This window comes from Streptomyces composti (assembly GCF_012034205.1).
GTDB classification, from domain to species: Bacteria; Actinomycetota; Actinomycetes; order Streptomycetales; family Streptomycetaceae; genus Streptomyces; species Streptomyces composti.
In genome coordinates this window covers 134,760-159,898 of record NZ_JAATEM010000013.1, presented here as the reverse complement: position 1 = coordinate 159,898, position 25,139 = coordinate 134,760, and the positions used below count along the sequence as shown (strand labels likewise).

At 72.3% G+C, this 25,139-nt stretch carries 22 protein-coding genes and 1 pseudogene; 12 read left to right on the top strand and 11 right to left on the bottom strand.

Features of this window, described 5'->3' with window-relative positions:
• Positions 1–329: 329 nt before the first annotated feature.
• Positions 330–813: pseudogene (locus HCJ93_RS30150) on the bottom strand (AAA family ATPase); the annotation flags it as partial.
• Between the two features lie 210 nt (positions 814–1,023).
• On the opposite strand from HCJ93_RS30150, the gene HCJ93_RS12960 reads away from it, so the two are divergent.
• From HCJ93_RS12960 to HCJ93_RS12945, 4 genes are all read left to right on the top strand, one after another.
• Positions 1,024–1,890: an AraC family transcriptional regulator gene (locus tag HCJ93_RS12960; protein ID WP_167994433.1), complete on the top strand. Its 867-nt coding sequence runs from the start codon at positions 1,024–1,026 to the stop codon at positions 1,888–1,890.
• 347 nt (positions 1,891–2,237) lie between these two features.
• On the top strand, positions 2,238–2,855 hold the full coding sequence (locus HCJ93_RS12955; RefSeq protein WP_167994431.1) for a hypothetical protein: 618 nt from the start codon (positions 2,238–2,240) through the stop codon (positions 2,853–2,855).
• A gap of 344 nt (positions 2,856–3,199) precedes the next feature.
• Positions 3,200–3,451: a hypothetical protein gene (locus HCJ93_RS12950; protein WP_167994429.1), complete on the top strand. Its 252-nt coding sequence runs from the start codon at positions 3,200–3,202 to the stop codon at positions 3,449–3,451.
• Positions 3,430–4,500 carry a hypothetical protein gene (locus HCJ93_RS12945; RefSeq protein WP_167994427.1) on the top strand — a complete coding sequence of 357 codons (1,071 nt, stop codon included), beginning with the start codon at positions 3,430–3,432 and terminating at the stop codon, positions 4,498–4,500. The genes HCJ93_RS12950 and HCJ93_RS12945 overlap by 22 nt, the downstream gene beginning before the upstream one ends.
• Before the next feature lie 189 nt (positions 4,501–4,689).
• Here HCJ93_RS12945 and HCJ93_RS12940 read toward each other — a convergent pair whose 3' ends face one another.
• Together HCJ93_RS12940 and HCJ93_RS12935 are read right to left on the bottom strand one after the other, a co-directional pair.
• Positions 4,690–5,112: an SCO4983 family protein gene (locus tag HCJ93_RS12940; RefSeq protein WP_167994425.1), complete on the bottom strand. Its 423-nt coding sequence runs from the start codon at positions 5,110–5,112 to the stop codon at positions 4,690–4,692.
• Between the two features lie 138 nt (positions 5,113–5,250).
• On the bottom strand, positions 5,251–6,462 hold the full coding sequence (locus HCJ93_RS12935) for a pyridoxal phosphate-dependent aminotransferase (RefSeq protein WP_167994423.1): 1,212 nt from the start codon (positions 6,460–6,462) through the stop codon (positions 5,251–5,253).
• 337 nt (positions 6,463–6,799) lie between these two features.
• Between HCJ93_RS12935 and HCJ93_RS12930 the strand changes: the two genes are divergently transcribed.
• Positions 6,800–7,744 (top strand): S1 family peptidase, encoded by a 945-nt coding sequence (locus HCJ93_RS12930; RefSeq protein ID WP_167994421.1) that lies wholly within the window; start codon positions 6,800–6,802, stop codon positions 7,742–7,744.
• A gap of 22 nt (positions 7,745–7,766) precedes the next feature.
• Here HCJ93_RS12930 and HCJ93_RS12925 read toward each other — a convergent pair whose 3' ends face one another.
• Both HCJ93_RS12925 and HCJ93_RS12920 read right to left on the bottom strand, forming a co-directional pair.
• Positions 7,767–9,377, bottom strand: a complete 1,611-nt coding sequence (locus tag HCJ93_RS12925) for an N-acyl-D-amino-acid deacylase family protein (protein ID WP_167994419.1) — start codon at positions 9,375–9,377, stop codon at positions 7,767–7,769.
• Positions 9,378–9,434: 57 nt separating this feature from the next.
• A complete protein-coding gene (locus HCJ93_RS12920; protein WP_167994418.1) occupies positions 9,435–10,712 on the bottom strand; it encodes an alanine racemase in 1,278 nt (425 codons plus the stop codon).
• Positions 10,713–10,845: 133 nt separating this feature from the next.
• On the opposite strand from HCJ93_RS12920, the gene HCJ93_RS12915 reads away from it, so the two are divergent.
• The 6 genes from HCJ93_RS12915 (at position 10,846) to HCJ93_RS12890 (ending at position 16,251) form a co-directional block, all read left to right on the top strand.
• Positions 10,846–11,922, top strand: a complete 1,077-nt coding sequence (locus HCJ93_RS12915) for a sugar kinase (RefSeq protein ID WP_309141391.1) — start codon at positions 10,846–10,848, stop codon at positions 11,920–11,922.
• Entirely contained in the window at positions 11,919–12,692 is a 774-nt protein-coding gene (locus HCJ93_RS12910; protein ID WP_167994414.1) for an IclR family transcriptional regulator, read from the top strand. Before HCJ93_RS12915 ends, HCJ93_RS12910 begins: the two co-directional genes overlap by 4 nt.
• Entirely contained in the window at positions 12,689–13,099 is a 411-nt protein-coding gene (locus tag HCJ93_RS12905; protein ID WP_167994412.1) for a RidA family protein, read from the top strand. Before HCJ93_RS12910 ends, HCJ93_RS12905 begins: the two co-directional genes overlap by 4 nt.
• 150 nt (positions 13,100–13,249) lie before the next feature.
• On the top strand, positions 13,250–14,740 hold the full coding sequence (locus HCJ93_RS12900) for a GntP family permease (protein ID WP_167994410.1): 1,491 nt from the start codon (positions 13,250–13,252) through the stop codon (positions 14,738–14,740).
• Between the two features lie 181 nt (positions 14,741–14,921).
• Complete coding sequence (locus HCJ93_RS12895) at positions 14,922–15,497, top strand: DUF4352 domain-containing protein (RefSeq protein WP_167994408.1); 576 nt, start codon at positions 14,922–14,924, stop codon at positions 15,495–15,497.
• Between the two features lie 148 nt (positions 15,498–15,645).
• Complete coding sequence (locus HCJ93_RS12890) at positions 15,646–16,251, top strand: hypothetical protein (protein WP_167994406.1); 606 nt, start codon at positions 15,646–15,648, stop codon at positions 16,249–16,251.
• An 18-nt stretch (positions 16,252–16,269) separates the two neighbouring features.
• On the opposite strand, the gene HCJ93_RS12885 is transcribed toward HCJ93_RS12890, so the two are convergent.
• The 6 genes from HCJ93_RS12885 to HCJ93_RS12860 all read right to left on the bottom strand — a co-directional run bounded on the left by HCJ93_RS12885 (position 16,270) and on the right by HCJ93_RS12860 (position 23,174).
• Positions 16,270–16,788 (bottom strand): DUF4396 domain-containing protein, encoded by a 519-nt coding sequence (locus tag HCJ93_RS12885; protein ID WP_167994404.1) that lies wholly within the window; start codon positions 16,786–16,788, stop codon positions 16,270–16,272.
• A 29-nt stretch (positions 16,789–16,817) separates the two neighbouring features.
• The gene (locus HCJ93_RS12880) at positions 16,818–19,103 is read right to left on the bottom strand and encodes a heavy metal translocating P-type ATPase (protein ID WP_167994402.1); all 2,286 of its coding nucleotides are present in this window, start codon (positions 19,101–19,103) and stop codon (positions 16,818–16,820) included.
• Between the two features lie 113 nt (positions 19,104–19,216).
• A complete protein-coding gene (locus tag HCJ93_RS12875) occupies positions 19,217–19,960 on the bottom strand; it encodes a DUF3152 domain-containing protein (RefSeq protein ID WP_309141390.1) in 744 nt (247 codons plus the stop codon).
• Between the two features lie 449 nt (positions 19,961–20,409).
• Positions 20,410–21,123, bottom strand: a complete 714-nt coding sequence (locus HCJ93_RS12870) for a VanZ family protein (RefSeq protein ID WP_167994400.1) — start codon at positions 21,121–21,123, stop codon at positions 20,410–20,412.
• Positions 21,124–21,283: 160 nt separating this feature from the next.
• Positions 21,284–22,411, bottom strand: a complete 1,128-nt coding sequence (locus HCJ93_RS12865; RefSeq protein WP_167994398.1) for a sensor histidine kinase — start codon at positions 22,409–22,411, stop codon at positions 21,284–21,286.
• Positions 22,404–23,174 carry a response regulator transcription factor gene (locus tag HCJ93_RS12860; RefSeq protein WP_167994396.1) on the bottom strand — a complete coding sequence of 257 codons (771 nt, stop codon included), beginning with the start codon at positions 23,172–23,174 and terminating at the stop codon, positions 22,404–22,406. The genes HCJ93_RS12865 and HCJ93_RS12860 overlap by 8 nt, the downstream gene beginning before the upstream one ends.
• A gap of 255 nt (positions 23,175–23,429) precedes the next feature.
• On the opposite strand from HCJ93_RS12860, the gene HCJ93_RS12855 reads away from it, so the two are divergent.
• A complete protein-coding gene (locus HCJ93_RS12855) occupies positions 23,430–24,764 on the top strand; it encodes an Nramp family divalent metal transporter (RefSeq protein WP_167994394.1) in 1,335 nt (444 codons plus the stop codon).
• The last annotated feature ends 375 nt before the right edge of the window (positions 24,765–25,139 follow it).

The following is a 25,139-nucleotide window of genomic DNA, read 5'->3' as shown; positions in this document are numbered from 1 at the left end:
CGGGGTCACGGGTCCGGCGCCGCCCGCTCCGTCCGCCCCGACGGAGCACCACTCGGTTCCGGACCCACCCCCGCCCTCCGGCACGGCCCGCCCCGGGCTCTCACGAACGTGCCGACCCACGACGGACGCCCCGGCCCATGCAGGACCGGGGCGTCCGGCTGTGCCCGGCCGCACCGGCGCGCGCCCGGCCCCTCGGATCAGGCGGAACAGGTCGGAGGCGGTGCGGACGTCGGTGAGGTCGTGCACGGTGCGGAGGTTGTCGCAGGGATGCGAGGACCGAGCCCGGCGCGGGGGAGGGGGTGGCGAGGGTGATGCCGAAGAGGCGGAAGTCCAGGCGGCGCTTGACGCCGTGCCACAGGCGCGCCAGTTCTCGGAGATCTCCCTGGGCGCGCCGCCGCTCTCGGGGTGGCAGATCCGCTCGTTGAGGTGGCCGGGCGTCTCGTTCAGCGCGGCCGTCGAGCACTTGAAGATCTCGTCGCTGAAGGCGATGTGCGCGGTCGTCGCCCGTCCGTCGTACACCTGCCGGTACTCGCCCCGCGCCGGCGCGGCCACGTCGATCGGCCCGGACATCCGCGTCGGCGCGGTGCACTTCGGCAGCAGGATCTCCCAGTACGCGGCGCCCTCGATCCGGCCGGTCAGCTCCCGCGCCAGCTCCGACGTCGCCGTGCCGGGCGGGCCCAGCAGCAATGAGTGCTGCCCGGCCGGCAGCGTCACCACCAGGGTCCGTACGACGTCGTCCCGCTCGAGGAACCGCTCCGCCAGCTCCTCGCGGACCGCCCGCAGCCGCCGCGCCGTCTCCTGCCCGTCCCCCATGCCGGGTTCCTCCCCCCGGTACCGCCCGCAGAGCCTCTCCCGGCCCTCGCGCCCCGAACGCTGCAGAAGCCATGCCGGACGCGGCCCCGGCGAGCCGCGGTACCGCACCCGATCCGATCGGGCACAGGATGTCGGGTCGGGGGCACCGCGTGCTCCCTAGCGTGAGGCACAGATCGAGGAACAGATCGAGGAAGAGAAGGGGAGCCGGGAGTGCTGGAGCGTCTCAACCAGGTCCTGGACCACATCGAGCAGCGGCTCGACCAGGACATCGACGCGGCCGGCCTGGCCCGTATCGCCGCCACCTCCGAGTACCACCTGCGCCGGATGTTCTCCGCGCTCGCGGGCATGCCGCTGTCGGAGTACATCCGCCGCCGCAGGCTCACCGTCGCCGGTGCGGAGGTGCTCGAGGGGCGCGCGACGCTGCTGGAGATCGCGGTGCGCTACGGCTACGGCTCGGGCGAGGCGTTCGCGCGTGCCTTCCGTGCCGTGCACGGGGTCGGACCCGGCGAGGCGCGGCGCACCGGAGCCGCGCTCGTCTCCCAGCCACGGCTCACCTTCCGCCTCACCGTCGAAGGGAGCAGCAGCATGCGATACCGCGTCGTCGACCGGCCCGGCTTCACCGTCGTGGGATTCAAGGCCCGGGTCCCCTTGGTGCACTCGGGACCCAACGAGAAGATCATCTCCTTTGTGCGCGGCCTGGACCGTGAGGCGGTCGGGCAGCTGGAGCAGCTGTCGGACCAGGAGCCGCAGGGCGTCGTCGCGGTCTGCGACGACCTGGACCCCAGCCGGGCGGAGGGTACGGAACTGGACTACTACCACGCGGTGGTCACCTCGGCCCCCGCACCGGAGGGCACCGACACCCTCCGGGTGCCGGCCGGCACCTGGGCGGTCTTCACCACCGCGGGTCCGTCCCCGCAGGCCATCCAGGACCTGTGGCGCGATGTCTTCACCCAGTGGTTCCCGTCCAACCCGTACCGCAGCCGCCCCGGCCCGGAGATTCTGCGCACCCGCCTGTCCGACGACGGCACCCACGCGGACGCGGAACTGTGGCTGCCGGTGGAGCGGGAGTCGAGCTGAGGCCGCCCGCGGGCGTGCGTCGGTTCCGTGGGCGACCGGCAGGTCAGGGATGACAATCGGCCATATTCGCACGTGTGTCCGATGTGTGGCCGGGGTTCATGAGGTCGATCAAGTCCCTTGAAGTGCGCCAAAGTTGGTGAAAGGGGCGCGCAGTGCCCCGGTTCACCGCGAGGCGTGTGTCCTGACCGAATCGGGATCATGGAGACGTCGTGGACTTGGGTTCCTGATCTTGCAGGACCAGAGTGATCGGCGTGGGGGAGCGCCACCGACCGAAACCAGGCGCTCGCACTCGGGGACTTTCGACCGAGCCCCGCTCTGCTTCTGACCACATGGGGGAACACGTGGCCATGACCAAGCGCCCCGGGCGGCGCATCATCACGTCCATAGCCGCCGTCACGCTCACCGCCTCGGCCGTTCTCGCCGGCGGCGAGGTGGCCGTCGCCGCCGACGGGCTTCCGGCGGACGCGGAGGGTACGGACACCACCGAGGTCGTCGAGATCACCGAGCCGGACCAGCAGGTCCCCACGGGGGACGCCGTGCTCGGTGAGGCGGAACTGGCGGCGGACGGCGCCGCGGGGGAGTCCGGCGCCTTCGCCGTCCGTGCCGCCGCGGCCAAGCGCCTTCCGTACCTCTGCAAGGCCACGGTCGACTACCCGCACAACTCGCACACCAAGAAGGGCACGATCAACGTGCACTTCGACACCAAGTGCGGCCAGGTGGCCCCGAATCTGAACACCGAGGGCACGCTGTCCCGCTCCCGCTGGTACGGCTGGGAGCACCTGGCCACCGGCAAGGGCGGCAAGAAGAACACCAAGAGCCTGCGCGTGGTGGCGCCCAAGGGCTGCAAGAAGGACACCTGGTACCGCTACAAGGGCCAGGCCCGCTTCTACGTGTCAGGCCCGCAGGGCAGGGGATCGGCCCACGTCTACAACCAGAACGACAAAGAGATCAAGTGCAAGGGCTGACACGGCGGGCGGCCGGCGGGGCGGCGGCTCTCTGTGTCGCCGTCCTGCTCGGGTCCTGTACGGGACCGGCGGATGAACCGTCCCGGGCGCGGGCCTCGGACCGGACCTTGGGGCCGGCGTCCCCGTCCGCGTCTCCGTCCGGGGCGCCGGCGCGCCCGGCCGCCCGGCTCGACGGGGGGCCCGCCCTGCCCCTGGTGGCGGGTCAGTGGGGCGACGGCCGGCGCAAGGCGCCCCCACGGCGCCTCGACTGGGAGGAGCCGGAGGGGAACAGCCGCGGGTCCGGCGCCGGGAAGCCGCTCAGCGTCAGGGTGACGGCCGACGCGGCTCCTTCGTACGTCTCGTTCATGCTGCACAGCAGGATCGACAAGTCCGGCATCCCGGACGAGGACGTGCGGCGGCAGAAGGTCATGGCGTGCGGACCCGGCATCACCGAACCGGGGTGCCGGATCACCCGGAACGAGGACCGCTCCTACACGATCGAGCTCGTGGGCGTGCCGCCGCCCGGGCATCCGTACCGCGTACTGTACGTGCAGTGGGCACCGAATCGTGCTGACGCTGAGGAGACTTGGGCATCGTGGCAACTTCCCACTGGCTAGGTGAACCTCCCTCGGGCGGGCAGGGCACGGCCGCCTTGGCCCTGGCCCGGATCGCCGCCGGTGTGGCGCGGGACGTGACGGTGGACGCCGTCGTCGAGCTCGAGTACGCGGCGCGTGAGGCGGAGCCCGAGCTGGGCGGGCGCTTCGGGACCGGGACGGCAGGGGGCGCCGCTGCTGTCCGGCGGCGGAACGGCCGGTCCCGGCGGTGCCGGCTGGAGGGCGTGTCCTCGCTGGGGCTGCGCGAGGAGGACGGTGCCGACGAGCCGTGGGCCGTGCTGTTCGATCCGGCCCGGCTGCTGAGGGGCATCGGAGCGGTTCCGGTGGCGCGGCGTGCGGGGGAGTGCGTCGAACTCGCCCTCGTACCAAACCTGTTGTGCGCCGATCCGGGGGACGAGTGGCTGCCGCCCGGGGCCGGCCGGCTGGTCGTCCGGGTCGATGCGGACACCGGCTTCCTGCGGTCCGCCGAGCTGTATGACGCACACGGGGCCCTGGCCACCGCGCGGGTCGTCGAGCTGGACGTGCGTGAGGTGCGCGACGCGTCGGAGGGCGCGGGGCGGGTGCTGGGGCGGATGGCCAGGACGCTGGTGGAGCCCGTCGAGCTGACGGGCGGTGTCGTGGAGGTCGAGGCCGATCCGCACGACGACCTCGGCTTCGAGGCCTTCGAGGTCCCGGGCGGAGCACGACGGTCGTGGGACGTCTCGGTTCGCGGGAAGGAGCTGGCGCTCACGGGGGACTACGCGCCGGAGCGGACCGGGCCGGTGGCGGCCCGGCTGGCCGAACTGCTGACGCCCGGCCGCATCGTCGGGCACCTCAGCCGGGTCGAGGCGCAGCCGGGGGGCACGGACGACTCCGTGCGGGCCGTCGTGCGGCCGATGCGGGCCTTCCCGTTCAGTGCATGGGCGCCGGACGAGGGCCTGACCTGTGAGTTCACGGTCGATCCGGGGACGGGCCTGCTCGTACGGGCCGAGGCCCGCTCGGAGGAGGGCGTGGTGTTCCGGCACGTCGTCACCCGCGTCACCGCTGCCGGGCGGGAGCGGAAGGGCCGCTGATACGTCAAGGCGTCAAGGCGTCACGGGCGTCTCCCCTGGCTCCCGCCCTGCGGGCGGGTCAGGAGCCAGGGGAGACGCCCTCTCACGTACGAGGCGCCCGGCTCGCGCGTCGGTGGGAGCACGCGGGCCGGGGCCGGTCTTCGGGAGCCCGGTGGGCGGGCCCGCACGGACGGGAGCCGGTGGGCGGGCTCAGCGGGACGCGAGCTCCCTGGGCTCCAGCGCGGCGGCATGCGCGTCCATCCGCTCGGCGGCCAGGATCGCGGCCGCCGTGTCGGCGCGGGACGCGGCGACGACCAGTGCACGGCCCGCGAGGGCGTGCGCCCGCTCGTGCAGGGTCGCGGCGTCCGCCTTGCCGCCGGTCGTGCGCGCCGAGGCGCGGGCCGGCGTACGTCCTCCCCGCAGCCGGGTCACCTGGGCGGCCAGCCGTTCGGCCGCGGTGTCCAGGTCGGCCGAGGGGGCCGTCGCGCGCAGCTCGTCGGTGACGGCGAGCAGGGCGGCGAGGTGGCCCGCGAGCTGGATGTCCAGCTCCTCCTCGCGGGAGCGGTGGGGGAAGTCCTGGGGGGTGCCGGCCATCGTGCTGTGGACCGACTTGGTGCGGATCGGTTCGTACATGGATGGCCTCCTGTGAACTGTCAGGAAGCCATCCTAGCTTAGAATCGGTCTAAAGTTGAGTCGTCGATCGGATTCACGGTTCCGCCTCACGGGGCCGTCCGCGCAGTTCCGCGGCCCCGTCCACCCGGACCTGCGGCCTCAGGGCTGGCTGTAGCCGTCCAGGAAGCGCCCGATGCGGCCCATGGCGTCCCGCAGATCGGCGACCGAGGGCAGGGTCACCAGGCGGAAGTGGTCCGGGTCGGGCCAGTTGAAGCCGGTGCCCTGGACCACCATGATCTTCTCGCGCCGCAGCAGGTCCAGGACCATCTGCCGGTCGTCCCTGATCTTGAAGACGTTCGGGTCGAGCCGCGGGAAGAGGTACAGCGCCCCCTTCGGCTTCACACAGCTCACCCCGGGGATCTGGGTCAGCAGCTCGTAGGCCACGTCCCGCTGCTCGCGCAGCCGGCCGCCCGGCAGCACCAGGTCGTTGATCGTCTGCCGTCCGCTGAGCGCGGCGACCACGCCGTGCTGGCCCGGCATGTTGGCGCACAGCCGCATGTTCGCCAGGATCGTCAGGCCCTCGATGTAGGAGTCGGCGTGCGCGCGGGGGCCGGAGATCGACATCCAGCCCACCCGGTAGCCGGCCACCCGGTAGGCCTTCGACATGCCGTTGAAGGTGAGCGTGAGCAGGTCGGGGGCGACGGCGGCGGTGGGGGTGTGCACGGCGTCGTCGTAGAGGATCTTGTCGTAGATCTCGTCGGAGCAGACCAGCAGGTTGTGGCGGCGGGCGATGTCCGTCAGGCCCTTGACGACGGCCTCGTCGTAGACCGCGCCGGTGGGGTTGTTCGGGTTGATGATCACCAGAGCCTTGGTGCGGTCGGTGACCTTGCGCTCCACGTCGGCGAGGTCCGGCATCCAGTCGGACTGCTCGTCGCAGCGGTAGTGCACCGCGGTGCCGCCGGACAGGGAGACGGCCGCCGTCCACAGCGGGTAGTCGGGGGCCGGGACCAGTACCTCGTCGCTGTCGTCCAGCAGGCCCTGCATGGCCATCACGATCAGCTCGGAGACGCCGTTGCCGATGAAGACGTGCTCGACGTCGGTCTCGATGCCGAGGGTCTGGTTGTGCATCACCACGGCCCGGCGGGCCGCCAGCAGGCCCTTGGCGTCGCCGTAGCCGTGGGCCGTGGCGACGTTGCGGAGGATGTCCTCCAGGATCTCGGGCGGGCACTCGAAGCCGAACGCCGCCGGGTTGCCGGTGTTGAGCTTGAGGATGCGGTGACCGGCCGCCTCGAGCCGCATCGCCTCCTCGAGCACCGGGCCCCGGATCTCGTAACAGACGTTGGCGAGCTTGGTCGACTGGATCACCTGCATGCAGGGAGCTTACGGTCCCGAATCGCCCCTTGGGCCGTGTTTTCCGCCACGTGAGACGTTCCGGTCTGGGTGGCTATGCACCCCAGCGGCCCCAAGGGTCCCTTGCGGCGCAGGGGTTCTCTCCATCACCTCCACACCGACCCTCCCCACGACGGGCGCCCGCTCCTTCACACCGCCGGGCGAACCTGATCCGGTGCGCGGGCGGGCCGGCGCCCCGTGGGGTTACCGGCGGAAACCAGCCCTTGTCGTCCCGGAGTCCCGGCGATGACAATGCGCATGACAATTCTGCGGGCGACCGGAGCGATCCGGTCGCCTCCGTCGCATAGAGGGGCCCCACATGAGAAAACCTCTCGTCGTCGCGCTGTGCGCGCTGGCGATGACCGGTGCCGGCGCGATGCCCGCGGTCGCCGCCGAAGCTCCCCCCACGTCCGCGGACACGGCCGCGGCCACGGGCACGACGACCACCGGCACGACGACCACCGGCACGGTGATGGACACCGTCAACGGCGTCCTCGACTCCCTGTCCGGGCTCACCGCACCGAAGGCCGGTGCGGTGAACTTCGCCGGGACGGTCGCGCTCAGCAACTGCTCCGGCTCCGTCGTCCGCATGCCGGACGCCGAGGACGACGACCCCGCGCTCGTCCTGACCAACGGCCACTGCCTGGAGAGCGGCTTCCCCGGCCCCGGCCAGGTCCTGACCGACCGGGCCTCCAGCCGCACCTTCTCGCTGCTGAACGCCTCGGGATCGCGGGTCGCCACCCTGCGCGCCGACCGCCTGCTGTACGCGACCATGACCGACACGGACGCGGCGATCTACCGGCTGAGCACCAGCTACGCCCGGATCAAGAGCTCCTACGGCATCGACGCGCTCACCCTCGACGACAGCCGTCCCGTCGCCGGCACCTCCATCAGCGTGGTCTCCGGCTACTGGAGGCGGATCTACAACTGCTCCGTCGACGGCTTCGCCCACCGCCTGAAGGAAGGCGACTGGACCTTCAAGGACTCGGTCCGCTACACGCCCGAGTGCAACACCATCGGCGGCACCTCCGGCTCCCCGGTCGTCGACTCCGCCACCGGCAAGGTGGTCGCGGTCAACAACACCGGCAACGAGGACGGCGAGCGCTGCACGCTCAACAACCCGTGCGAGGTCGACGAGAACGGCCAGGTCACGGTCCGCCAGGGCATCAACTACGCCCAGCAGACCTACCTGTTCCCCGCCTGCTTCGGCCCGGACAGCAAGCTCGAGCTGGACGCGAGCGGCTGCCTCGTCCCCAAGCCGTAGGCAAGGTCTCAGGGGCGGGCGGTCACCGGGGAGTCCGGCGCACCGCCCGCCCGGCCAGCACATCGGTGCGCCGCCCGTCCTCGATCACGAACTGCCCGTCCACCAGGACGTACGGGATGCCCGTGGGCAGCGTCCGCGGCTCCTCGAAGGTCGCTCCCGCGGCCACCGTCCGCGGGTCGAAGAGAACCAGGTCGGCCCGGTACCCCTCGCGGACCAGGCCCCGGTCCGGCAGCCGCAGCCGGGCGGCCGGACGCGAGGTCAGGTGCGCCACGCACTCCTCCAGCGACAGCACCCCCGCCTCGCGGACGTAGTGACCGAGGTAGCGCGGGAAGGTGCCGTAGGCCCTGGGATGCGGCTTGCTGCCCTGGAGGATGCCGTCCGAGCCTCCGGTGTGCACCCGGTGCCGCATGATCTCCCGCACGTTCTCCTCGTGGCCCACGTGCTGCAGGATCGTCGGCGCCAGCCGGTCCCGCAGCAGCAGCTCACGGGCGACCGCCCAGGGGCTCGTGCCCCGCTCCCGCGCCGACTGCAGCACGGTGCGGCCCACGTACGCGCCGAGCGCCGGGTCACCGACCCCGGAGATCTCGATGGTCTCCCACTCCACGGGCACCCCGTGGCAGCCGTCCGAGCCGGTCACCTCCAGATCGTGCCGGATCCGCTCGGCCGTCCCCTCGTCCGCGAGCCGCTTCAGCACCGCCTCGGGACCGCCCTCGCTCGCCCAGCTCGGCAGCAGCGCCACCAGCGTGGTGCAGCCCGGCGTGTACGGGTAGCTGTCGAGGCTGATGTCGGCGCCCGCGTCCAGTGCCCGGTCCAGCAGGGCGAGCAGCTCGGGCGCCCGGCCCTTGTTGACGCCGAAGTTCATGGTGGCGTGCGCCAGATGCAGCGGGCAGCCGGCCCGCCGGGCCAGCGTCACCATCTCCTCGTACGCCTCCAGGGCGCCGGCCCCGTAGGAGCGGTGGTGCGGGCAGTAGTAGCCGCCGTAGGAGGCCACCACCCGGCACAGCTCGGTGAGTTCGGCGCCGTCGGCGTACATGCCCGGCGTGTAGGTCAGCCCGGAGGACAGGCCGACCGCGCCCTGCTCCATGCCCTCGGCGACCAGCTCCCGCATCCGCTGCAGCTCCTCGGGCGTGGCCCTGCGGTCCTCCCAGCCCATCGCCAGCGCCCGGACGGTGCCCTGCGGGATCAGATAGGCGGCGTTGACCGCGATGCCCCGGTCGAGCCGGTCCAGGTACTCGCCGACCGAGCGCCAGTCGAAGTCGATGTCGTCCCCGGTGCCGTTCCAGCCGGCGATGGCGCGGCGCACCTCGCCCAGTGTGCGGTCGTCGACCGGCGCGTACGACAGCCCGTCCTGCCCGAGCACCTCGAGCGTCACGCCCTGCGCGGCCTTGGCGCTGTGGTCGGGGTCGCGCAGCAGCGCCAGATCGCTGTGAGCGTGCATGTCGATGAAGCCGGGGGAGAGCACCAGACCCTCGGCGTCCAGCTCGCGCCGGGCCTTCGGCCGCTGGCAGCCCGCCGCGGCGGCCTCCTTGACGATGGACACGATGCGTCCGCGGTCGACGACCACGTCCGCCCGGTACGACGGCTCCCCGGAGCCGTCGACGACGTCCGCGTCCCGTATGACGAGCTCTTCCATGCCGGTCTCCCCCGGTCTCTCAGAAGGGTCTCCCAGAAGGGTCTCTCGGAAGAAGGGTCAGAAGAAGGTACGGATGTATTCGGTCACCGTGCCGTCCGCCTCGGCGACGGGGATCAGCACCCACTTGTCGAACGAGGTGCACGGGTGGGACAGCCCGAGCCCCACCCAGTCGCCGACCCGGAGATCGGCCCCGGCGGCGGTGCGCAGCCAGGCGTGCTGGTCGGACAGCGCGGTCACGGTGATCCCCTCGGCCGGGTGCTCGGCCCCGTCCCTGCGGACCACCCGGGCGGACGGCAGATCCAGGTCGTAGGCCGCGTCCCGCTTGCCCGCGTTGAGGAACGCCTGCTCCGCGGACGGCCGGGAGACCACCTGGGCCCACAGCCGGAACGCGGGCTCCAGGGCGCCCTCCTCGGGGACCCGGTTGAACGGGGTGAGCCTGCGGTAGTGCCCGTCGTCGTGCGAGACGTAGGCGCCGGAGCGCAGCAGCTTCAGCACCGGGGCGGACAGGTCCGGGATCGCGGCGAAGGCGTCGGCGACCGCGTCGAACCAGGCGCTGCCGCCCGCGCTCACCACGATCTCGTCCAGCCCGGCGAACCGCCCTGCCTTGTCGAACTCCACGGCCAGCGACACCAGCCGGCGCAGCCAGGCGGCCACCCGCTCCGGGTCGGCCTTCGGCACCTCGCCCTCGTACCCGGCGACGCCGACCAGCCGCAGCCCGCGCGCGGCGGCCACCGCGTCGGCGACGGCGGCGCACTCGGCCTCGGTGCGCACCCCGGTCCTCGCGCCCTCGCCCGCGGCCAGCTCGACCACCACGTCCACGGGACGGCCGGCGCCGCTCAGCGCCGCGTCCATCAGCTCGACGCCGCGCACCGAGTCCACGTAGGCGATGAAGCGGAAGTCCTCGTCGGCGTCCAGCTGCGCGGAGATCCAGCGCAGGGCCGCCGCGTCGACCAGCTCGTTGGCGAGGAACACCCGCTGCACGCCGAACGCGCGCGCCACCCGCACCTGGTGCGGCACGGCGAGCGTGATGCCCCAGGCCCCGTGCTCGATCTGCCGCCGGAACAGCTGCGGGGCCATGGAGGTCTTGCCGTGCGGGGCGAAGGCGAGGCCGTGCCGGGCCGCGTACGTCTCCATCACCCGCAGGTTGTGCTCCAGGCGCTCGGCGGACAGCGCGAGCACGGGCGTGGTGAAGCCGTCGGTGAAGAGATTGAGGCGCCGGGCGGCCAGCTCGCCCACGGTGAGGCCCTCGGCGTCCGGCGGGAGGCCCCGGAAGCGGTGGTCGACGCGTTCCTCCGCGAGCCGGGCGAGGGCTTCGGAGCCGGGGCCGGAGACCATGGGGAACCTCCCGATCAGGAGCGTTGCGCTTAGTGCAACGCTCATTGCGTATGTCGCTCACCGCTGTCTAACATCTCGGCCACGCGGGGTCAACGGACACCGCGGCCCCCAGGCGAGAAGGAGCCCCGCCATCGTGACCGTCACCGGACCATCTGACCCCGCCCGCGGCGTGGACGTCGTGGCGCTCGGCGAGTCCATGGTGACGTTCCGGCCCTCCGCACCGGGCCGCCTCGCCGAGGTGCCGTCCTTCCACCGTGGGATCGGCGGCGCGGAATCCAACACCGCCTGCATGCTCGCCCGGGCCGGGCACACCGCCCGCTGGATCAGCAGGGTCGGCGCGGACCCCTTCGGCGACCACCTGCTGGCGGCCATCGCCGGGCACGGCGTCGACGTCTCCCGGGTGCGGCGCGACCCGGACCGCCCGACCGGCATCTACTTCCGCACCGCCGGCGACCGTGCGACCGACGCCCACGAGGTGGCCTACTACCGTGCCGGCTCGGCCGCCTCCGCCATGACCCCGGCCAACGTGCCCGCCGACGCCGCACTGGACGGGCGCGTCCTGCATCTGTCCGGCATCACCGCCGCGCTCTCCGAGGGCTGCCGAGACCTGCTCGGCGAACTCACCGCGCCCCGCCCGGACCGCCCGCTGATCTCCTTCGACGTCAACCACCGGGCCGGCCTCTGGCAGCACCCCGAGGACCCCCGCATCCTGCTCGACCTGGCCCGCCGCGCCGACATCGTCTTCGTCGGCGAGGACGAGGCCGAGGAGGCCTGGGGCATCACCGGCGGCGCGGAGGCGATCAGGAAGGCCCTGCCCGAGCCAGAGACGCTGGTCGTCAAGCGCGGCGCCCACGGAGCGCGGGCCTTCCACGGGGACGCGCCGGCCCGGGGCACCTCCGGCCCGTCACAGGTCACCTCCGCCCCCGCGCTCGCCGTCGACGTCGTGGCCACCGTCGGCGCCGGGGACGCCTTCGCCGCCGGATTCCTCTCCGCCACCCTGCGCGGCCTGCCCGTGCGGCAGCGGCTGCGCCACGGGCACCTCTGGGCCGCCGCCGCCCTCACCGCCCCCGGCGACCTCGCACCGCCCCCGCCCGCCGCGCTCGCCGACCGGCTCGCCGCCCTCGACGACACCGAGTGGGGGAGACTGCGACTCGGCCCCGGCTGGACGGCCGCCGTGGAACGGGCCGACGAGGAGGTACGCACCCCATGAGCCAGACCGTAGACCGCGCGCTGAGCATCCTGCCGCTGCTCGCCGAGGGCCCGGCCGATCTCGGCCAGGTCGCCGACCGCCTCGGCGTGCACAAGTCCACCGCGCTGCGCCTGCTGCGCACCCTCCACGAACACGGCCTGGTCTACCGCCAGTCGGACCAGCGATACCGCCTCGGCGCCCGCCTCTTCGCCCTCGCCCAGGAGGCGATGGAGAACCTCGACGTCCGCGAGATCGCCCACCCCCATCTGGTGCGCCTCAACGAGCAGTGCGGGCACACCGTGCACCTCGCGGTGTACGAGGAGAACGAGGTCCTCTACATCGACAAGGTGGAGAGCCGCTACCCGGTGCGCATGTACTCCCGCATCGGCAAGCCCGTCGCCATCACCGTCGCCGCCGTCGCCAAGCTCCTCCTGGCCGACCTGCCCGAGCCCGAGCGGCGGGCCCTCGCCGAGAAGCTCGACTACCCCATGTACACGCCCCGTTCGACACCGAACGCCGAGGCCTTCCTGAAGGAACTGGCCAAGGTGCGCGAACAGGGCTGGGCCACCGACCTCGGCGGCCACGAGGAGTCCATCAACTGCGTCGCCGCCCCCATCCGGGGCGCCGACGGCAGGGTGGTCGCCGCCATGTCGGTCTCCGCGCCGAACGTCGTGGTGACCGCCGACGAACTCCTCACCCTGCTCCCGCTGGTGCGCCGTACCGCGGACGCGATCAGCGGCGAGTACTCCGGCAGAACGCCCGTGCACCACCCCGACAAGGACACGCCATGACCGAGAAGACCGCGCTCACCCCGAAGACCCACACCACCCCGCCGGCGAAGTTCTCGCACGGCGTGCGCAAGGGCAACATCCTCCAGGTCGCCGGCCAGGTCGGGTTCCTCCCCGCCGAGGAGGGCAAGGCCCCCACCCCCGCGGGCCCCACCCTGCGCGAGCAGACCCTGCAGACCCTCGCCAACGTCAAGGCGGTCCTCGAGGAGGGCGGCGCCACCTGGGACGACGTGATGATGATCCGCGTCTACCTCACCGACGTGGACCACTTCGCGGAGATGAACGAGATCTACAACGCCTACTTCGAGGAGCAGGGGCTCACCCAGCCCCCCGCGGCCCGCACGACCGTCTACGTCGGTCTCCCCGCCGGCCTCCTCATCGAGATCGACGCACTCGCCGTCCTCGGCTGACGCTCCGACCGTCCCTCGGCCGCCCTTCTGAGACCCCCTCACCCCCCAGGCACGAACACACCGTCCGGCGCGGCGCCCGCCACCCCCGGGGCGCCGTGCCGCGACCCCCCCTGCTCGAAAACACCATGCCCTTATCCAGAGGACCCCCGTATGTCCCGTTCATCCCTCCAGCTCGCCGCCTCGGCCCCCGCCCCCGAGACCCCACCCCACACCGGCGGACTGCTCCTGCTGATCGACGGCACCGCCGGGCTGCTCACCGTCGCCGCCCTCGGCATAGCCCTGCTGCTCTTCCTCATCATCCGGGTCCGCCTCCAGCCGTTCGTCGCTCTGCTCGGCGTCTCCATAGCCGTCGGCCTGCTGGCGGGCCTGTCGGTCACCGAACTCTTCGGCACCGTGCAGAAGTCCGACGCCGTCTCCACCATCGAGTCGGGCATGGGCGGCATCCTCGGGCACGTCGCCATCATCATCGGCCTGGGCACCATGCTCGGCGCCATCCTCGAAGTCAGCGGCGGCGCCGAGGTGCTGGCGTCCCGGCTGCTCGGGATGTTCGGCGAGCGGCGCGCCCCGCTCGCCATGGGCCTGACCGGCCTGATCTTCGGCATCCCGGTCTTCTTCGACGTCGGCATCTTCGTGCTCGCGCCCATCGTCTACGCCGCCGCCAAGCGCTCCGGCAAGTCCATCCTCCTGTACTGTCTGCCGCTGCTGGCCGGCCTCTCCGTCACCCACGCCTTCCTGCCCCCGCACCCCGGCCCGGTGGCCGCCGCCGGACTGCTCCACGTGGACCTCGGCTGGGTCATCCTCATGGGCATCGTCTGCGGCATCCCCGCCGTGATCGCCGCCTGGGCCTACTCGGCCTGGATCGGCCGGCGCATCTTCGTCGACGTGCCGCAGGACATGGTGGAGGCCGCCGCGGACGCCCGGCGGGCCGTGGTCGAGGAGCAGCGGGCCTCCGGCGTCGAGCCCCGCGAGACCCCGGTGCCGCTCGGCACGGTCCTCGGCATCATCGGCACCCCGCTGCTGCTGATCCTCGCCGCGACCTTCTCCTCGATCGCCCTGGACCCCTCCACCCTCCGCTCGGTGATCGAGTTCTTCGGCCACCCCTTCGTGGCCCTGACCCTCGCCCTGTTCCTCGCCTACTACCTGCTCGGCATCCGCCGCGGCTGGTCCCGCAAGTCCCTGGAGGCCGTCTCCACGTCCTCCCTCAAGCCCGTCGGCAACATCCTGCTCGTGGTCGGCGCGGGCGGCGTCTTCGGCGCCGTCCTCAAGGCCAGCGGGGTCGCCCAGGCCCTCTCCGACACCTTCAACGACGTCGGCCTGCCCGTGATCGTGCTGTCCTACCTGATCTCCCTGGTCCTGCGGGTCGCCCAGGGCTCGGCCACCGTGGCGATCGTGACCACCGCCGGCATCGTCGCCCCGCTCCTGGCCGAGGGCGACCACTCCCAGGCCTTCGTCGCCCTCGTCATCATGGCCATCTCCGCCGGCTCCATCTTCGCCTCGCACGTCAACGACGGCGGCTTCTGGATGGTGGCCAAGTACTTCGGCATCAGCGAACGCGACACCCTCAAGACCTGGACGGTCCTGGAAAGCGTCCTGTCCCTGGCCGGCTTCACGGTGGCGGCAGCCCTGAGCCTGATCGTCTGACACCGCGACCGTCCTCCGCCCCTGCCCCTCGCTCCGAGCGCGTCGCGTCCCCGCCGGCCGGTTCCCCCCGCAGGGTGGCGGGGACGTCGCACGTTCGCGTCACAGCGGGCCTGCGAAGCCCCAGGCTGCCCCCGTATGTGCGCATCATGCCCTCATCTTGATCACCACATCTGGGGGGACCATGCGCCGAACCATCCCGCTTGCCCTGGCCGCCTGCCTGACCGTGGCCGGCTGCGCCGGCTCCAGTGACGGCAGGGACGACAGGGACGACAAGGCCACCGTCACGAAGGCATCCGGATCGGCCTCCGCCCGCCCGGCCCCGGGCGCCACGCCGGCACCGGCCCCGGCCATGCTGGCGATCGGGGAAACCGCAGACATCACGTTCTCCGAAGGAGAGCTCACGGCAACGGTCCTGGCGTTCAGGGACGAGGGCATCCGCAGCGACCCTGATCTGCTGACGCAGGGCCACAAGTGGGCACTCGTCGAAGCCAGGGTCTGCAACAAGACCGCCAGAGTCGTCTCGGTCAGTCCGTTCACCTGGACCCTGGCCTACGCGGACGGAGTGCGGGTGGAGCCGGCGCATATGAGCTCCGGGCTGCCCCGGCCGCTGTATCCGGTGGGCGCCAAGGTGCGCGCCGGGGACTGCGTGCGCGGCAACATCACGTTCGAGGTGCCGGACGAGGGACGTCCGGAGCGGGTCCTGTACTCGCCGGAGGTGGTGGACGAGCCCGTCGAGTGGCAGCTGCCGGAGAAGTGACGTGCGCGGCAACGGAATCGGTCCCGTCCACCTCGGACGGCAAGGGTGCCGGCGTGTCCGCACCTGCGAGTCGGAGCCGGCGAAGCTCGTATAACGAAGCAGGGGCTGGGTGGGCCGGGCACAGGTTTGTCGACCATACTGCTCCGCTGTGGAGCAGCGCATAGGTTCGAGCAGTCAGCCCCTGGAAGGCGCCGGTTTCGACCCGGCCTTCATCCCCGGGCTCTCCTCTCCCGTCAAGGCGCGGGACGAGGACGCCAAGGCGGAGGAGCCCGAGGAGCCGGTCGAGGAGACCGAGGAGGACGCCGCGTCCGAGCCGCCGGCCGAGGAGGAGCAGGCCCCCGAGGAGGAGGAACCGGCCCCGGACGGACCGGTCTTCGAGGCGTCCGACCGCCGCGCCCGCATCCTCGCCGACCACCGCGGCATCCGGCTGCGGCTGGACGACCAGGAGTGCGAGTTCCGCTGGGACGAGATCGGGGCGGTGGAGACGTCGGTCGCCCGGTTCGGGAAGCGGTACACCGTCACCGTCCATACGCCGGACCGCCGTTGGTACCCCATCGAGATCGAGGCCCCGTCCCGCAGCCGTTTCGCGGAGTGGGACGCCGGGCTGGACGAGGTGCTCGACGCGTACTTCGACGACGGGGCCGACGAGGAGAACAAGGACGAGGCCGGCGCCGAGGACGCGGACGCGAAGGCCGAGGAGGGTGCCGGAGCGGGGAGCGGCGCCGACCGGAAGGCCGGCGCCGGCGCCGAGTAGGGGATGGGCCGCGGCAGCTCAGTGGTACGCGTGCACCACCGCGTGCCCCTTGCCGCGGCCGATCATCCACTTGTTGACCGGTGTGGTGATCACGAACGCCACGGCGAAGCCGCCGAGGAGCGCGTACCAGAACAGCCCGTCGGCCAGTTGCGCCTCCATCGCGCCCGGGGTGAGGGCGATGACGGCGTTGTCCACCAGCTCCATCACGGCGATGGAGACGGTGTCGGCGGCGAGCGCGATCCGCACCGCGTTCTTCAGGCTCACCCCGGCCCGTACGACCGCGAACAGGGTGAACGAGTAGCCGAACAGGAACGCCAGCGCGATCGCCAGCACCATGGTCGGGACGTTCCCCCACAGCAGGGCGGTGCCGACGGCCATGCCGAGGATCTCACCGATGGCGCATCCGGTCAGGCAGTGCAGGGTCGCCTTCGCGGCGGTCCCCCAGGATGCGCCGCCGTGGCCGTGACCTCCGTGGTCGCCGGACCCGTGCCCGGTGGTGTGCACGGGGCCGGAGTGTCCGTGCTCGGTGTGGTCCATGGTTCTCGGGTTCCCTTCCTGAGCGTGTCCTATGAGCGCCCGGCGGGTGGTCGTCGTGCGGCCTCGAAGCGGCGCAGCCGCAGGCTGTTGCCGACCACGAAGACCGAGGAGAAGGCCATCGCGGCCCCGGCGATCATCGGGTTGAGCAGCCCCGCCGCGGCCAGCGGAAGGGCCGCCACGTTGTAGGCGAAGGCCCAGAAGAGGTTCGACTTGATCGTGGCGAGGGTCCGGCGCGCCAGCCGGATCGCGTCGGCCGCCGCCCGCAGGTCGCCCCGCACCAGGGTGAGGTCGCCGGCCTCGATCGCCGCGTCCGTCCCGGTGCCCATCGCGAGACCCAGGTCGGCCTGGGCGAGCGCGGCGGCGTCGTTGACCCCGTCGCCGACCATGGCGACCGTACGGCCCTCGTTCTGCAGCTGCTCGACGATCCGGGCCTTGTCCTCGGGCATCACCTCGGCGATCACCTCGTCGATGCCGACCTCGGCGGCCACCGACTCGGCCACGGCCCGGTGGTCCCCGGTGAGCAGGATCGGCGTCAGGCCGAGCGAGCGCAGCCGGGTGACGGCCTCGGCGCTGGTGTCCTTGACCGCGTCGGCCACCTCCAGCACCGCGCGGGCCTCCCCGTCCCAGGCGACCGCGATCGCCGTACGGCCCGCCGCCTCGGCGTCCGCCTTGGCCCGGGCCAGCCCGGCCGGCAGCGTCAGGGCCCGCTCCAGCAGCAGTTTCTCCCGGCCGACCAGCACGGCGTGCCCCTCGACGACACCCTGGACGCCGAGACCGGGCACATTGGCGAAGTCCTCCGGTGCCGGCAGGACGCCGACCCGCTCGGCGGCACCGGCGGCGACCGCCCGGGCGATCGGGTGCTCGGAGGCGTGCTCCAGGGCGCCCGCGAGGCGCAGCGCCTCGTGGGCCTCGGTGCCCTCGGCGGTGTGCACGGCGAGCAGGGTCATGTGGCCGGTGGTGACGGTGCCGGTCTTGTCCAGCACGATCGTGTCAACCCTGCGGGTGTGCTCCAGCACCTCGGGGCCCTTGATCAGGATGCCCAGCTGGGCGCCGCGCCCCGTGCCGACCAGCAGCGCGGTCGGCGTGGCCAGGCCCAGGGCGCAGGGGCAGGCGATGATCAGTACGGCGACGGCGGCGGTGAACGCGGTTGTGAGTTCCGCTCCGTTGCCCAGCCAGAACGCCAGGGTGCCCAGCGCCAGGGCGATGACGACGGGCACGAAGACGCCGGAGATGCGGTCGGCGAGCCGCTGGGCCGCCGCCTTGCCGTTCTGCGCGTCCTCCACCAGCTTCGCCATCCGGGCCAGCTGGGTGTCGGCGCCGACCCGGGTGGCCTCCACCACCAGCCGGCCGCCGGCGTTCACCGTCGCCCCGGTCACCGCGTCCCCGGCGCCGACCTCGACGGGCACCGACTCGCCGGTGAGCATGGACGCGTCCACGGCGGAGCTGCCCTCCACGACCACTCCGTCGGTGGCGATCTTCTCCCCGGGCCGGACCAGGAACCGGTCGCCGACGCGCAGCGCGTCCACCGGGATCCGCTCCTCCCGGCCGCTCTCGCGCAGCACGGTGACGTCCTTGGCGCCCAGTTCGAGCAGCGCCTTCAGCGCGGCCCCGGCGCGGCGCTTGGAGCGGGCCTCGAAGTAGCGCCCCGCCAGGATGAAGGCGGTGACTCCGGCGGCCGCCTCGAGGTAGAGGTTCCCGGCGCCGTCCCCGCGTTCGATGGTCAGCTCGAAGGGGTGGGTCATGCCGGGCGTCCCGGCGGTGCCGAAGAACAGGGCCCACAGCGACCACAGGAACGCCGCCGACACGCCGACCGAGATCAGGGTGTCCATGGTCGCCGCCCCGTGCCGGGCATTGGTGAACGCGGCCCTGTGGAAGGGCCAGGCGGCGTAGGTGACCACCGGGGCCGCCAGGGTGAGCGACAGCCACTGCCAGTACTCGAACTGCCAGGCCGGGACCATCGCGAGCACGATCACCGGCACGGCGAGCACCACCGCGGTGATCAGCCGCTGGCGCAGCGGCAGCAGCGGGTCGGGCTCCCTGCCCGGAGCCACGCCGCCGGTGTCGGCACGGGCCGGCTCCTGCCGGGGTTCGTGCGCGGTGTACCCGGTCGCCTCGACCGTGGCGATCAGATCCGCGGCGGCGATGTCGCCGCCGAAGCTGACCTTGGCCTTCTCGGTGGCGTAGTTGACGGTGGCGGTGACCCCCTCCATCCGGTTGAGCTTCCTCTCGATCCGGGCGGCGCACGAGGCGCAGGTCATGCCGCCGATCGCGAGTTCGACCTCGGTGGTCCTCCGGTCCGGGACGGTGGTGGCCATCAGCGCTCCCTCAGTTGCCGGCGTGATACCCCATGGGGGTATCCCGATCACACTCCCTGTATACCCCCTAGGGGTATCAATCGCAAGCGATGGCCGGGGGAGACCTGCAAGGTTCAAGGAGCCTCGGGGCCGTCGAGGAAGGTGCCGTCCGAGCTGTAGGGCCAGGCGTTGGACGTGCATCCGTCCAGGCCCTTGATCTGCTGCATCATCACCGGGGCGGGCTTGCCGGGGCCGGGGCAGCCGCGGTGGCCGTAGCCGAGCCAGTGGCCGACCTCGTGGTTGATGATCAGCGCCCGGTACTCCTCGGCCGGCCCGTCGAACTGGGGCGACCCGAGCAGCCAGCGCTTGAGGTTCACCGCCACGGTCCGGCCGACCCGGCAGTTGAGCTCGCCCTTGGTGTCCAGGCCGCCGGCCGCGCAGAGGGAGTCCGCGGTGTCCGGTGTGGCGATGCGGATGACCAGCGAGGCACTGGCGTCGGAGACCTGCCGGAAGGCGGCACCGCCACCGCGCGACCAGCCGCGCTCGTGATTCAGGATCGCGGCGATCTGCTCGGCCGCCTCGTCGGGGTCGACCCCGGTGCCGTCCTCCACCTCCACCCGGTACGGCCGGCCCGCGCCGGTGTTCTGCACGCCGGCGGTGGCGATGGTGAAGGTGCCCGGACCCGACTGCGGCACGGTCGTCGGGGAGGCGGGCGAGGGACGTGAGGGACCGGGCGAGGAGTCCGAGGCATGGGCGTCGCCTGCGTCGGACTCGTCCGGCGCCGGCGGACCGAGGAGGACGGAGAGCCCGGGTATGCCGGCGAGCCCTCGGAGAACCAGCGGTCCGGCCGTGACGAGGCCGAGGGCGACGAGCGTCACGACGGTGGCGGTCAGCCACTGGCGGCGCCGGGAGGCAGCCCGGCGGGCATCGCCCCGGGAACGGCGTGCGGGTGAGTGTGCGGGTGCGGAGGGCGAGCCGGCACGACACCGGCCTGTGCTGCTGTTCACCGGGGGACTGCCACCTGCCTTGGGTAGGGCGACTTCTGGGCTGCTGAGGGAGGAGGGGAGGAAGAGGAGGAGGGGAGGGCCGGCGCTCCGCGCGAAGCCGGGTGCGCGCGGGGCGGCGTGCGTGAGGGCATGGGTGAGGTGGGGTGGGGTGAGGGAGGGGAGGGGAGAGGGGGGGGTGGATCAACTCGCCGCGCTGGAGCCGTCCGGGCAGCGGGAGCCGTCCGGGCCGGCTCCCCCCGAACCGGAGCCGTCCGGGTCACCCCGGTCCGTCGTCGGGGCCGACGGAACGTCAGTTCGCCGGACTCGGTGGCGGGCGGGGCTCAGCCCGCCGGGACCGGGGCGGGTCCGGGCGTGCCGCTCGGCGCAGGGACGCGCCACCAGCGCCGCGACGCCATCCCGGCCAGAGCCGCACCGGCGGCGTTGAGCAGGACGTCGTCCACGGAGGACACCCGGTCCAGCCGCAGGACGTACTGCAGGGTCTCGACCAGGACCGAGCACCCCGCGCCGAGCGCCAGCACCCGCGGCACCGACGTCAGCCGTGTGAACCGCAACGGGGCGAAGAACCCCAGCGCCGCGAAGACCAGCAGATTGCCGAGGATCCCGAGCGGCCCCATGGTGAGCAGGTCCGCCACCGGGACCAGGCTGAAGCGGCCGGAGACCTCACCGGCCCGCTCGCCCGGCATCAGGATCAGCCACACCCACGGCACCGTCCCGTGCACCATGCCGACCTCGGCCAGCGAGGCGCGCCGCGCCCAGGCCGGCTCGGCCCCGGCGGCTCTCCGGCGCCGCGCCAGCAGCCACACCACCAGCGCGGACACCGGCAGGGCGGCAACCATCGCGAGCATCACGCCGTTGAAGGTGAACACCCAGGCGTACCAGCCCCCGTGCAGGACCAGCGGCACGGACCGCACGAACAACGGCAGGACGAGAGAGGCGACCGCCGCCCCCGTGACGCCCAGGCCGGCGAGCGCCGTCCAGCGGGCGAGCCGCCGCGCACGTCGGGCCGGGGCGGACAGCGACATGTTCAGCTTCATGCCTCCATTGAAGACAGCCGGTTGTTGCGGCGGCGTCAGCAGAATTCCATACGCCGGCGATACCCGGGCTGCCCTACGCTCGCCCTGAACGCCGGCGGGCGTGCTGCCTCAGGCCCCCGCGGATGACCACTCCCGCAGACCCCTGCGGGTGACCACTCCCTCAGGCCCCCGCGGGTGACCACTCCCGTGGCACCGCACCACCGCCCGGGTGCGGTGCGGCGGCAGGCAGTGCCACCGTGACGCGCAGCCCTCCGCCGGGGCGCGGGGCGAGGGTGAGGGTTCCGTCGTGCGCCTCCGCGATGGTCCGCACGATGGCCAGGCCCAGACCGACCCCGGCGTGATCGGTGCGCACGCGCTCCGTCCCGCGCTGGAACGGCTCGGTGAGGGTCGAGGCCACCTCCGGGGCGATCGGCTCACCGGTGTTCTCGACGGTGAGCAGCACGGTGCGGGGGCCGGCCCCGGTGCTCACCCACACGCTGCCCTGTCCGGGCAGGTTGTGGACGATCGCGTTGTGCACCAGGTTCGCCGCCAGCTGCTGCAGCAGCGCCGGGGACCCGACGGCCGGTGCGACGTCGCCGTAGGTCTCCAGGGTGACGCCGTGCTTCTCCGCGAGCGGCAGCAGCGTCTCGGTGGCTTCCTCCGCCACCAGCGACAAGTCGACGTGCTCCCGGGTGAAGGATCTCCGGCCGGCCCGGCTGAGCAGCAGCAGCGCCTCGGTGAGATCGATGGCCCGGGTGTTGACGGCGTGGAGGCGGTCGATCAGCGGGTCGGCGGCGCGCCCCGGATCGGCGCGGGCCACCTCGAGGAGCGATTTGGAGACCGACAGCGGGGTGCGCAGCTCGTGGGAGGCGTTCGCCGCGAACCTCTCCTGCTCGGCGACGTGCGCCTCGAGCCGCGTCACCATCATGTCGAAGGTGTCGGCGAGTTCCCGGAACTCGTCCTGGCGGCCCGGGAGCCGGATCCGGTGGGAGAGGGACCCGTTGGCGACCGTGCGGGTGGCATGGGTGATGCGGTCCAGCGGGGCGAGCATGCGGCCGGCGAGGAGCCAGCCGCCGAGGAGGCCGAAGACGAGGAGGAAGGTCATGACGGCGGCCGCCATCGGGGCGAATCCGCGCACGAAGGCGATGCCGGGGGTCTCCCGCCACACACCCCCTATGGTGATCAGCCACCCTTCCTTGAAGAGGAAGACTCCGATGGCCGCCAGCAGCAGTACGCCCGCGGCCATCAGGAAGGCGGTGTAGCTGAGGGTGAGCTTGAGGCGGACGCTGAGCCCGCGCCGTCTATGCATCGGCCGTTCCCTTGCCCCGTGTCTCGGCCCTTCTCTCGCCCCTTCTCCCGTCGCTTCCGTCCTTCCCGTCCTTCCCGTCCTTCCCGTGCGTCTCCTGTCCGGGGGCGGGGCCGATGCGGTAGCCGACCCCGGGCACGGTGGTGATGAGCCAGGGTTCGCCGAGCCGTTTGCGCAGCGCCGAGACGGTGATGCGGACCGCGTTGGTGAACGGGTTGGCGTTCTCGTCCCAGGCGCGTTCCAGCAGTTCCTCGGCACTGACGACACCGCCTTCCGCGGCGATCAGGACTTCCAGCACCGCGAATTGTTTCCGGGTGAGGGCGACATAGCGGCCGTCCCGGTACACCTCCCGGCGGAACGGATCCAGGCGCAGGCCCGCCATCTCCCGCACCGGCGGCCTGATGCAGGCGCGTCTGCGGTCGAGGGCCCGCAGCCTGAGCACCAGCTCCTGCAGCTCGAACGGCTTGGTGAGGTAGTCGTCGGCGCCGAGCCCGAAGCCGGATGCCTTGTCGTCGAGACGGTCGGCCGCGGTGAGCATGAGGATCGGCATGCCGCTGCCGGAGGCGACGATGTGTCTGGCGATCTCGTCACCCGAGGGTCCGGGAATGTCGCGGTCGAGGACGGCGATGTCGTAGCTGTTGACGCTCAGCATGTCCAGAGCGGTGTCGCCGTCGTGCGCGATGTCCGCCGCGATCGCCTCCAGGCGCAGCCCGTCACGCACGGCCTCCGCCAGGAATGGTTCGTCCTCGACGATCAAGACACGCATGCCGCCGATGCTACGAGTCGGCACATATCGTCGGCGTATGGAAATCCGCGGGCGGGTCTCCGGCCATACGCGGGCTGTCGGTCCGGTCGCGGGCTGTCGGTCCGGTCGCGGGCTGTCGGTCCGGTCGCGGGGTTTCGGTCCGCGGGCCGGTCATCGGCCCGTCCGCGGGTTTTCGGTCACACGGTCAGGCACATCCGGTGAAGATCCCCGCAGGCCCTCTTGTCCGGCCGTCCCGCATGGGATTTCTTGACCCCCATGGCGGACACCACGGGACACACGGGAAACACCCAGGACACCTCAGCAGGGCCCGGGGCGGGTTCCAGGCCCCGCGCATCGAGCTGGAGATACATCGGCCCCGGAATCGTCGTGGCCGCGACCGGTGTCGGCGCCGGTGACCTGGTCGCCACGCTGATCGCGGGCAGCAACTTCGGCTACACCCTCCTGTGGGCCGCCGTCATCGGCTGCATCGTGAAGATCTCCCTCGCCGAGGCGGCCGGACGCTGGCATCTGTCCACCGGCCGCACCCTCTTCGACGGCTGGGCCGGCCTCGGCCGCTGGACCACCTGGTTCTTCGGCGTCTACGTCGTCGTCTGGGGCTTCGTCTACGGCGCCGCCGCCATGTCGTCCAGCGCGCTGCCGCTCCAGGCGCTCTTCCCCGGCGTCATGGACCTCGAATGGTGGGGCATCGCCTGCGCGCTGGTCGGCCTGGTGTTCGTCTGGTTCAACCAGTACGCGGTGTTCGAGAAGGTCATGACGGTCCTGGTGGGCGTCATGTTCGTGGTCACCGTCTATCTGGCGATCCGTGTCACCCCCAACCTGGGCGACGCCTTCGCCGGGCTGCTTCCGGTGCTGCCCGACGCCCATGACTCCATCCTGAACACCCTCGGCCTGATCGGCGGCGTCGGCGGCACCATCACCCTCGCCGCCTACGGCTACTGGGTGAACGCCAAGGGCTGGACCGACACCGGCTGGATGAGGGTGATGCGGCTGGACAACCGGGTCGCCTACATCACCACCGGTGTGTTCGTCGTCGCCATGCTCATCGTCGGCGCCGAACTGCTCCACTCCGCCAATGTGGCGCTCGCCGGCGGCGACAAGGGCCTGCTGCAGCTCGGCGACATCCTGGAGAGGGAGTACGGCACGGCGACGGCCACGTTCTTCCTGATCGGCTTCTTCGCCACCTCCTTCACCTCGCTGATCGGTGTCTGGCACGGCGTGAGCCTGATGTTCACCGACTTCGTCACCCGCGGCCGGCGCAAGGCCGCCGAGTCGAGGGGCGAGGAGATCGCCTCCGGTGTCCGGGAGAAGTCCTGGCCCTTCCGCGCCTATCTGCTCTGGCTGACCTTCCCGCCGATGATCCTCCTCTTCGAGGGCCAGCCCTTCCGCCTGGTCATCATCTACGGCGTGCTCGGCGCGGCCTTCATGCCCTTCCTGGCCCTCACCCTCATCTGGCTCCTCAACTCCTCCCGCACACCCGGCGAGTGGCGCAACGGCCCGCTCAGCAACGCCATGCTGGCCGTCGCCGGACTGCTGTTCCTGGTGCTGTGCGTCAAGCAGATCTGGGACCAGCCGTGGTCGGAGTTCTTCTAGCCGGGGTGCTCCTCACGGCGGGCCCGTCCGTCACGCCGGCCGGTCCCACTCCGGGCTGACGGCTGACGCTGGTGCTCGACGACGACGGGCCGTTCTGTCCGGGGGCAGCCCCGCGAGATGTGCGAGGTGCTGACGGCGCCCAAGGACTGCCTGAAGCTCACCGCGGCCGAGGGCGCCCAGCTGCACGGCTCGCCGATGGCCCCCGGGTCCACTGCGAGGCCGTCCTCGACCGGCGCCAGGAGACGCCCAGGTAGGCGTCGGCCGTGACTGCCCGCGCCTCTGTCCGCCCTCAGGGCCGGCGGCACGTGCCTGCGCCCCTGCCCGCCGTTGCCGCCGGCGGACAGGGGCGCGGTGCGCACGTGAGTCAGGGGCGGG

Excerpts from the sequence above, each read along its gene's own strand:
- HCJ93_RS12955 (WP_167994431.1), top strand. The coding sequence starts at position 2,238 with ATGACCAAGCGCCCCGGGCGGCGCATCATCACGTCCATAGCCGCCGTC.
- HCJ93_RS12950 (WP_167994429.1), top strand. The coding sequence starts at position 3,200 with ATGCTGCACAGCAGGATCGACAAGTCCGGCATCCCGGACGAGGACGTG.
- HCJ93_RS12940 (WP_167994425.1), bottom strand. The coding sequence starts at position 5,112 with ATGTACGAACCGATCCGCACCAAGTCGGTCCACAGCACGATGGCCGGC.
- HCJ93_RS12935 (WP_167994423.1), bottom strand. The coding sequence starts at position 6,462 with ATGCAGGTGATCCAGTCGACCAAGCTCGCCAACGTCTGTTACGAGATC.
- HCJ93_RS12930 (WP_167994421.1), top strand. The coding sequence starts at position 6,800 with ATGAGAAAACCTCTCGTCGTCGCGCTGTGCGCGCTGGCGATGACCGGT.
- HCJ93_RS12925 (WP_167994419.1), bottom strand. The coding sequence starts at position 9,377 with ATGGAAGAGCTCGTCATACGGGACGCGGACGTCGTCGACGGCTCCGGG.
- HCJ93_RS12920 (WP_167994418.1), bottom strand. The coding sequence starts at position 10,712 with ATGGTCTCCGGCCCCGGCTCCGAAGCCCTCGCCCGGCTCGCGGAGGAA.
- HCJ93_RS12910 (WP_167994414.1), top strand. The coding sequence starts at position 11,919 with ATGAGCCAGACCGTAGACCGCGCGCTGAGCATCCTGCCGCTGCTCGCC.
- HCJ93_RS12905 (WP_167994412.1), top strand. The coding sequence starts at position 12,689 with ATGACCGAGAAGACCGCGCTCACCCCGAAGACCCACACCACCCCGCCG.
- HCJ93_RS12900 (WP_167994410.1), top strand. The coding sequence starts at position 13,250 with ATGTCCCGTTCATCCCTCCAGCTCGCCGCCTCGGCCCCCGCCCCCGAG.
- HCJ93_RS12895 (WP_167994408.1), top strand. The coding sequence starts at position 14,922 with ATGCGCCGAACCATCCCGCTTGCCCTGGCCGCCTGCCTGACCGTGGCC.
- HCJ93_RS12885 (WP_167994404.1), bottom strand. The coding sequence starts at position 16,788 with ATGGACCACACCGAGCACGGACACTCCGGCCCCGTGCACACCACCGGG.
- HCJ93_RS12880 (WP_167994402.1), bottom strand. The coding sequence starts at position 19,103 with ATGGCCACCACCGTCCCGGACCGGAGGACCACCGAGGTCGAACTCGCG.
- HCJ93_RS12870 (WP_167994400.1), bottom strand. The coding sequence starts at position 21,123 with ATGAAGCTGAACATGTCGCTGTCCGCCCCGGCCCGACGTGCGCGGCGG.
- HCJ93_RS12865 (WP_167994398.1), bottom strand. The coding sequence starts at position 22,411 with ATGCATAGACGGCGCGGGCTCAGCGTCCGCCTCAAGCTCACCCTCAGC.
- HCJ93_RS12860 (WP_167994396.1), bottom strand. The coding sequence starts at position 23,174 with ATGCGTGTCTTGATCGTCGAGGACGAACCATTCCTGGCGGAGGCCGTG.
- HCJ93_RS12855 (WP_167994394.1), top strand. The coding sequence starts at position 23,430 with ATGGCGGACACCACGGGACACACGGGAAACACCCAGGACACCTCAGCA.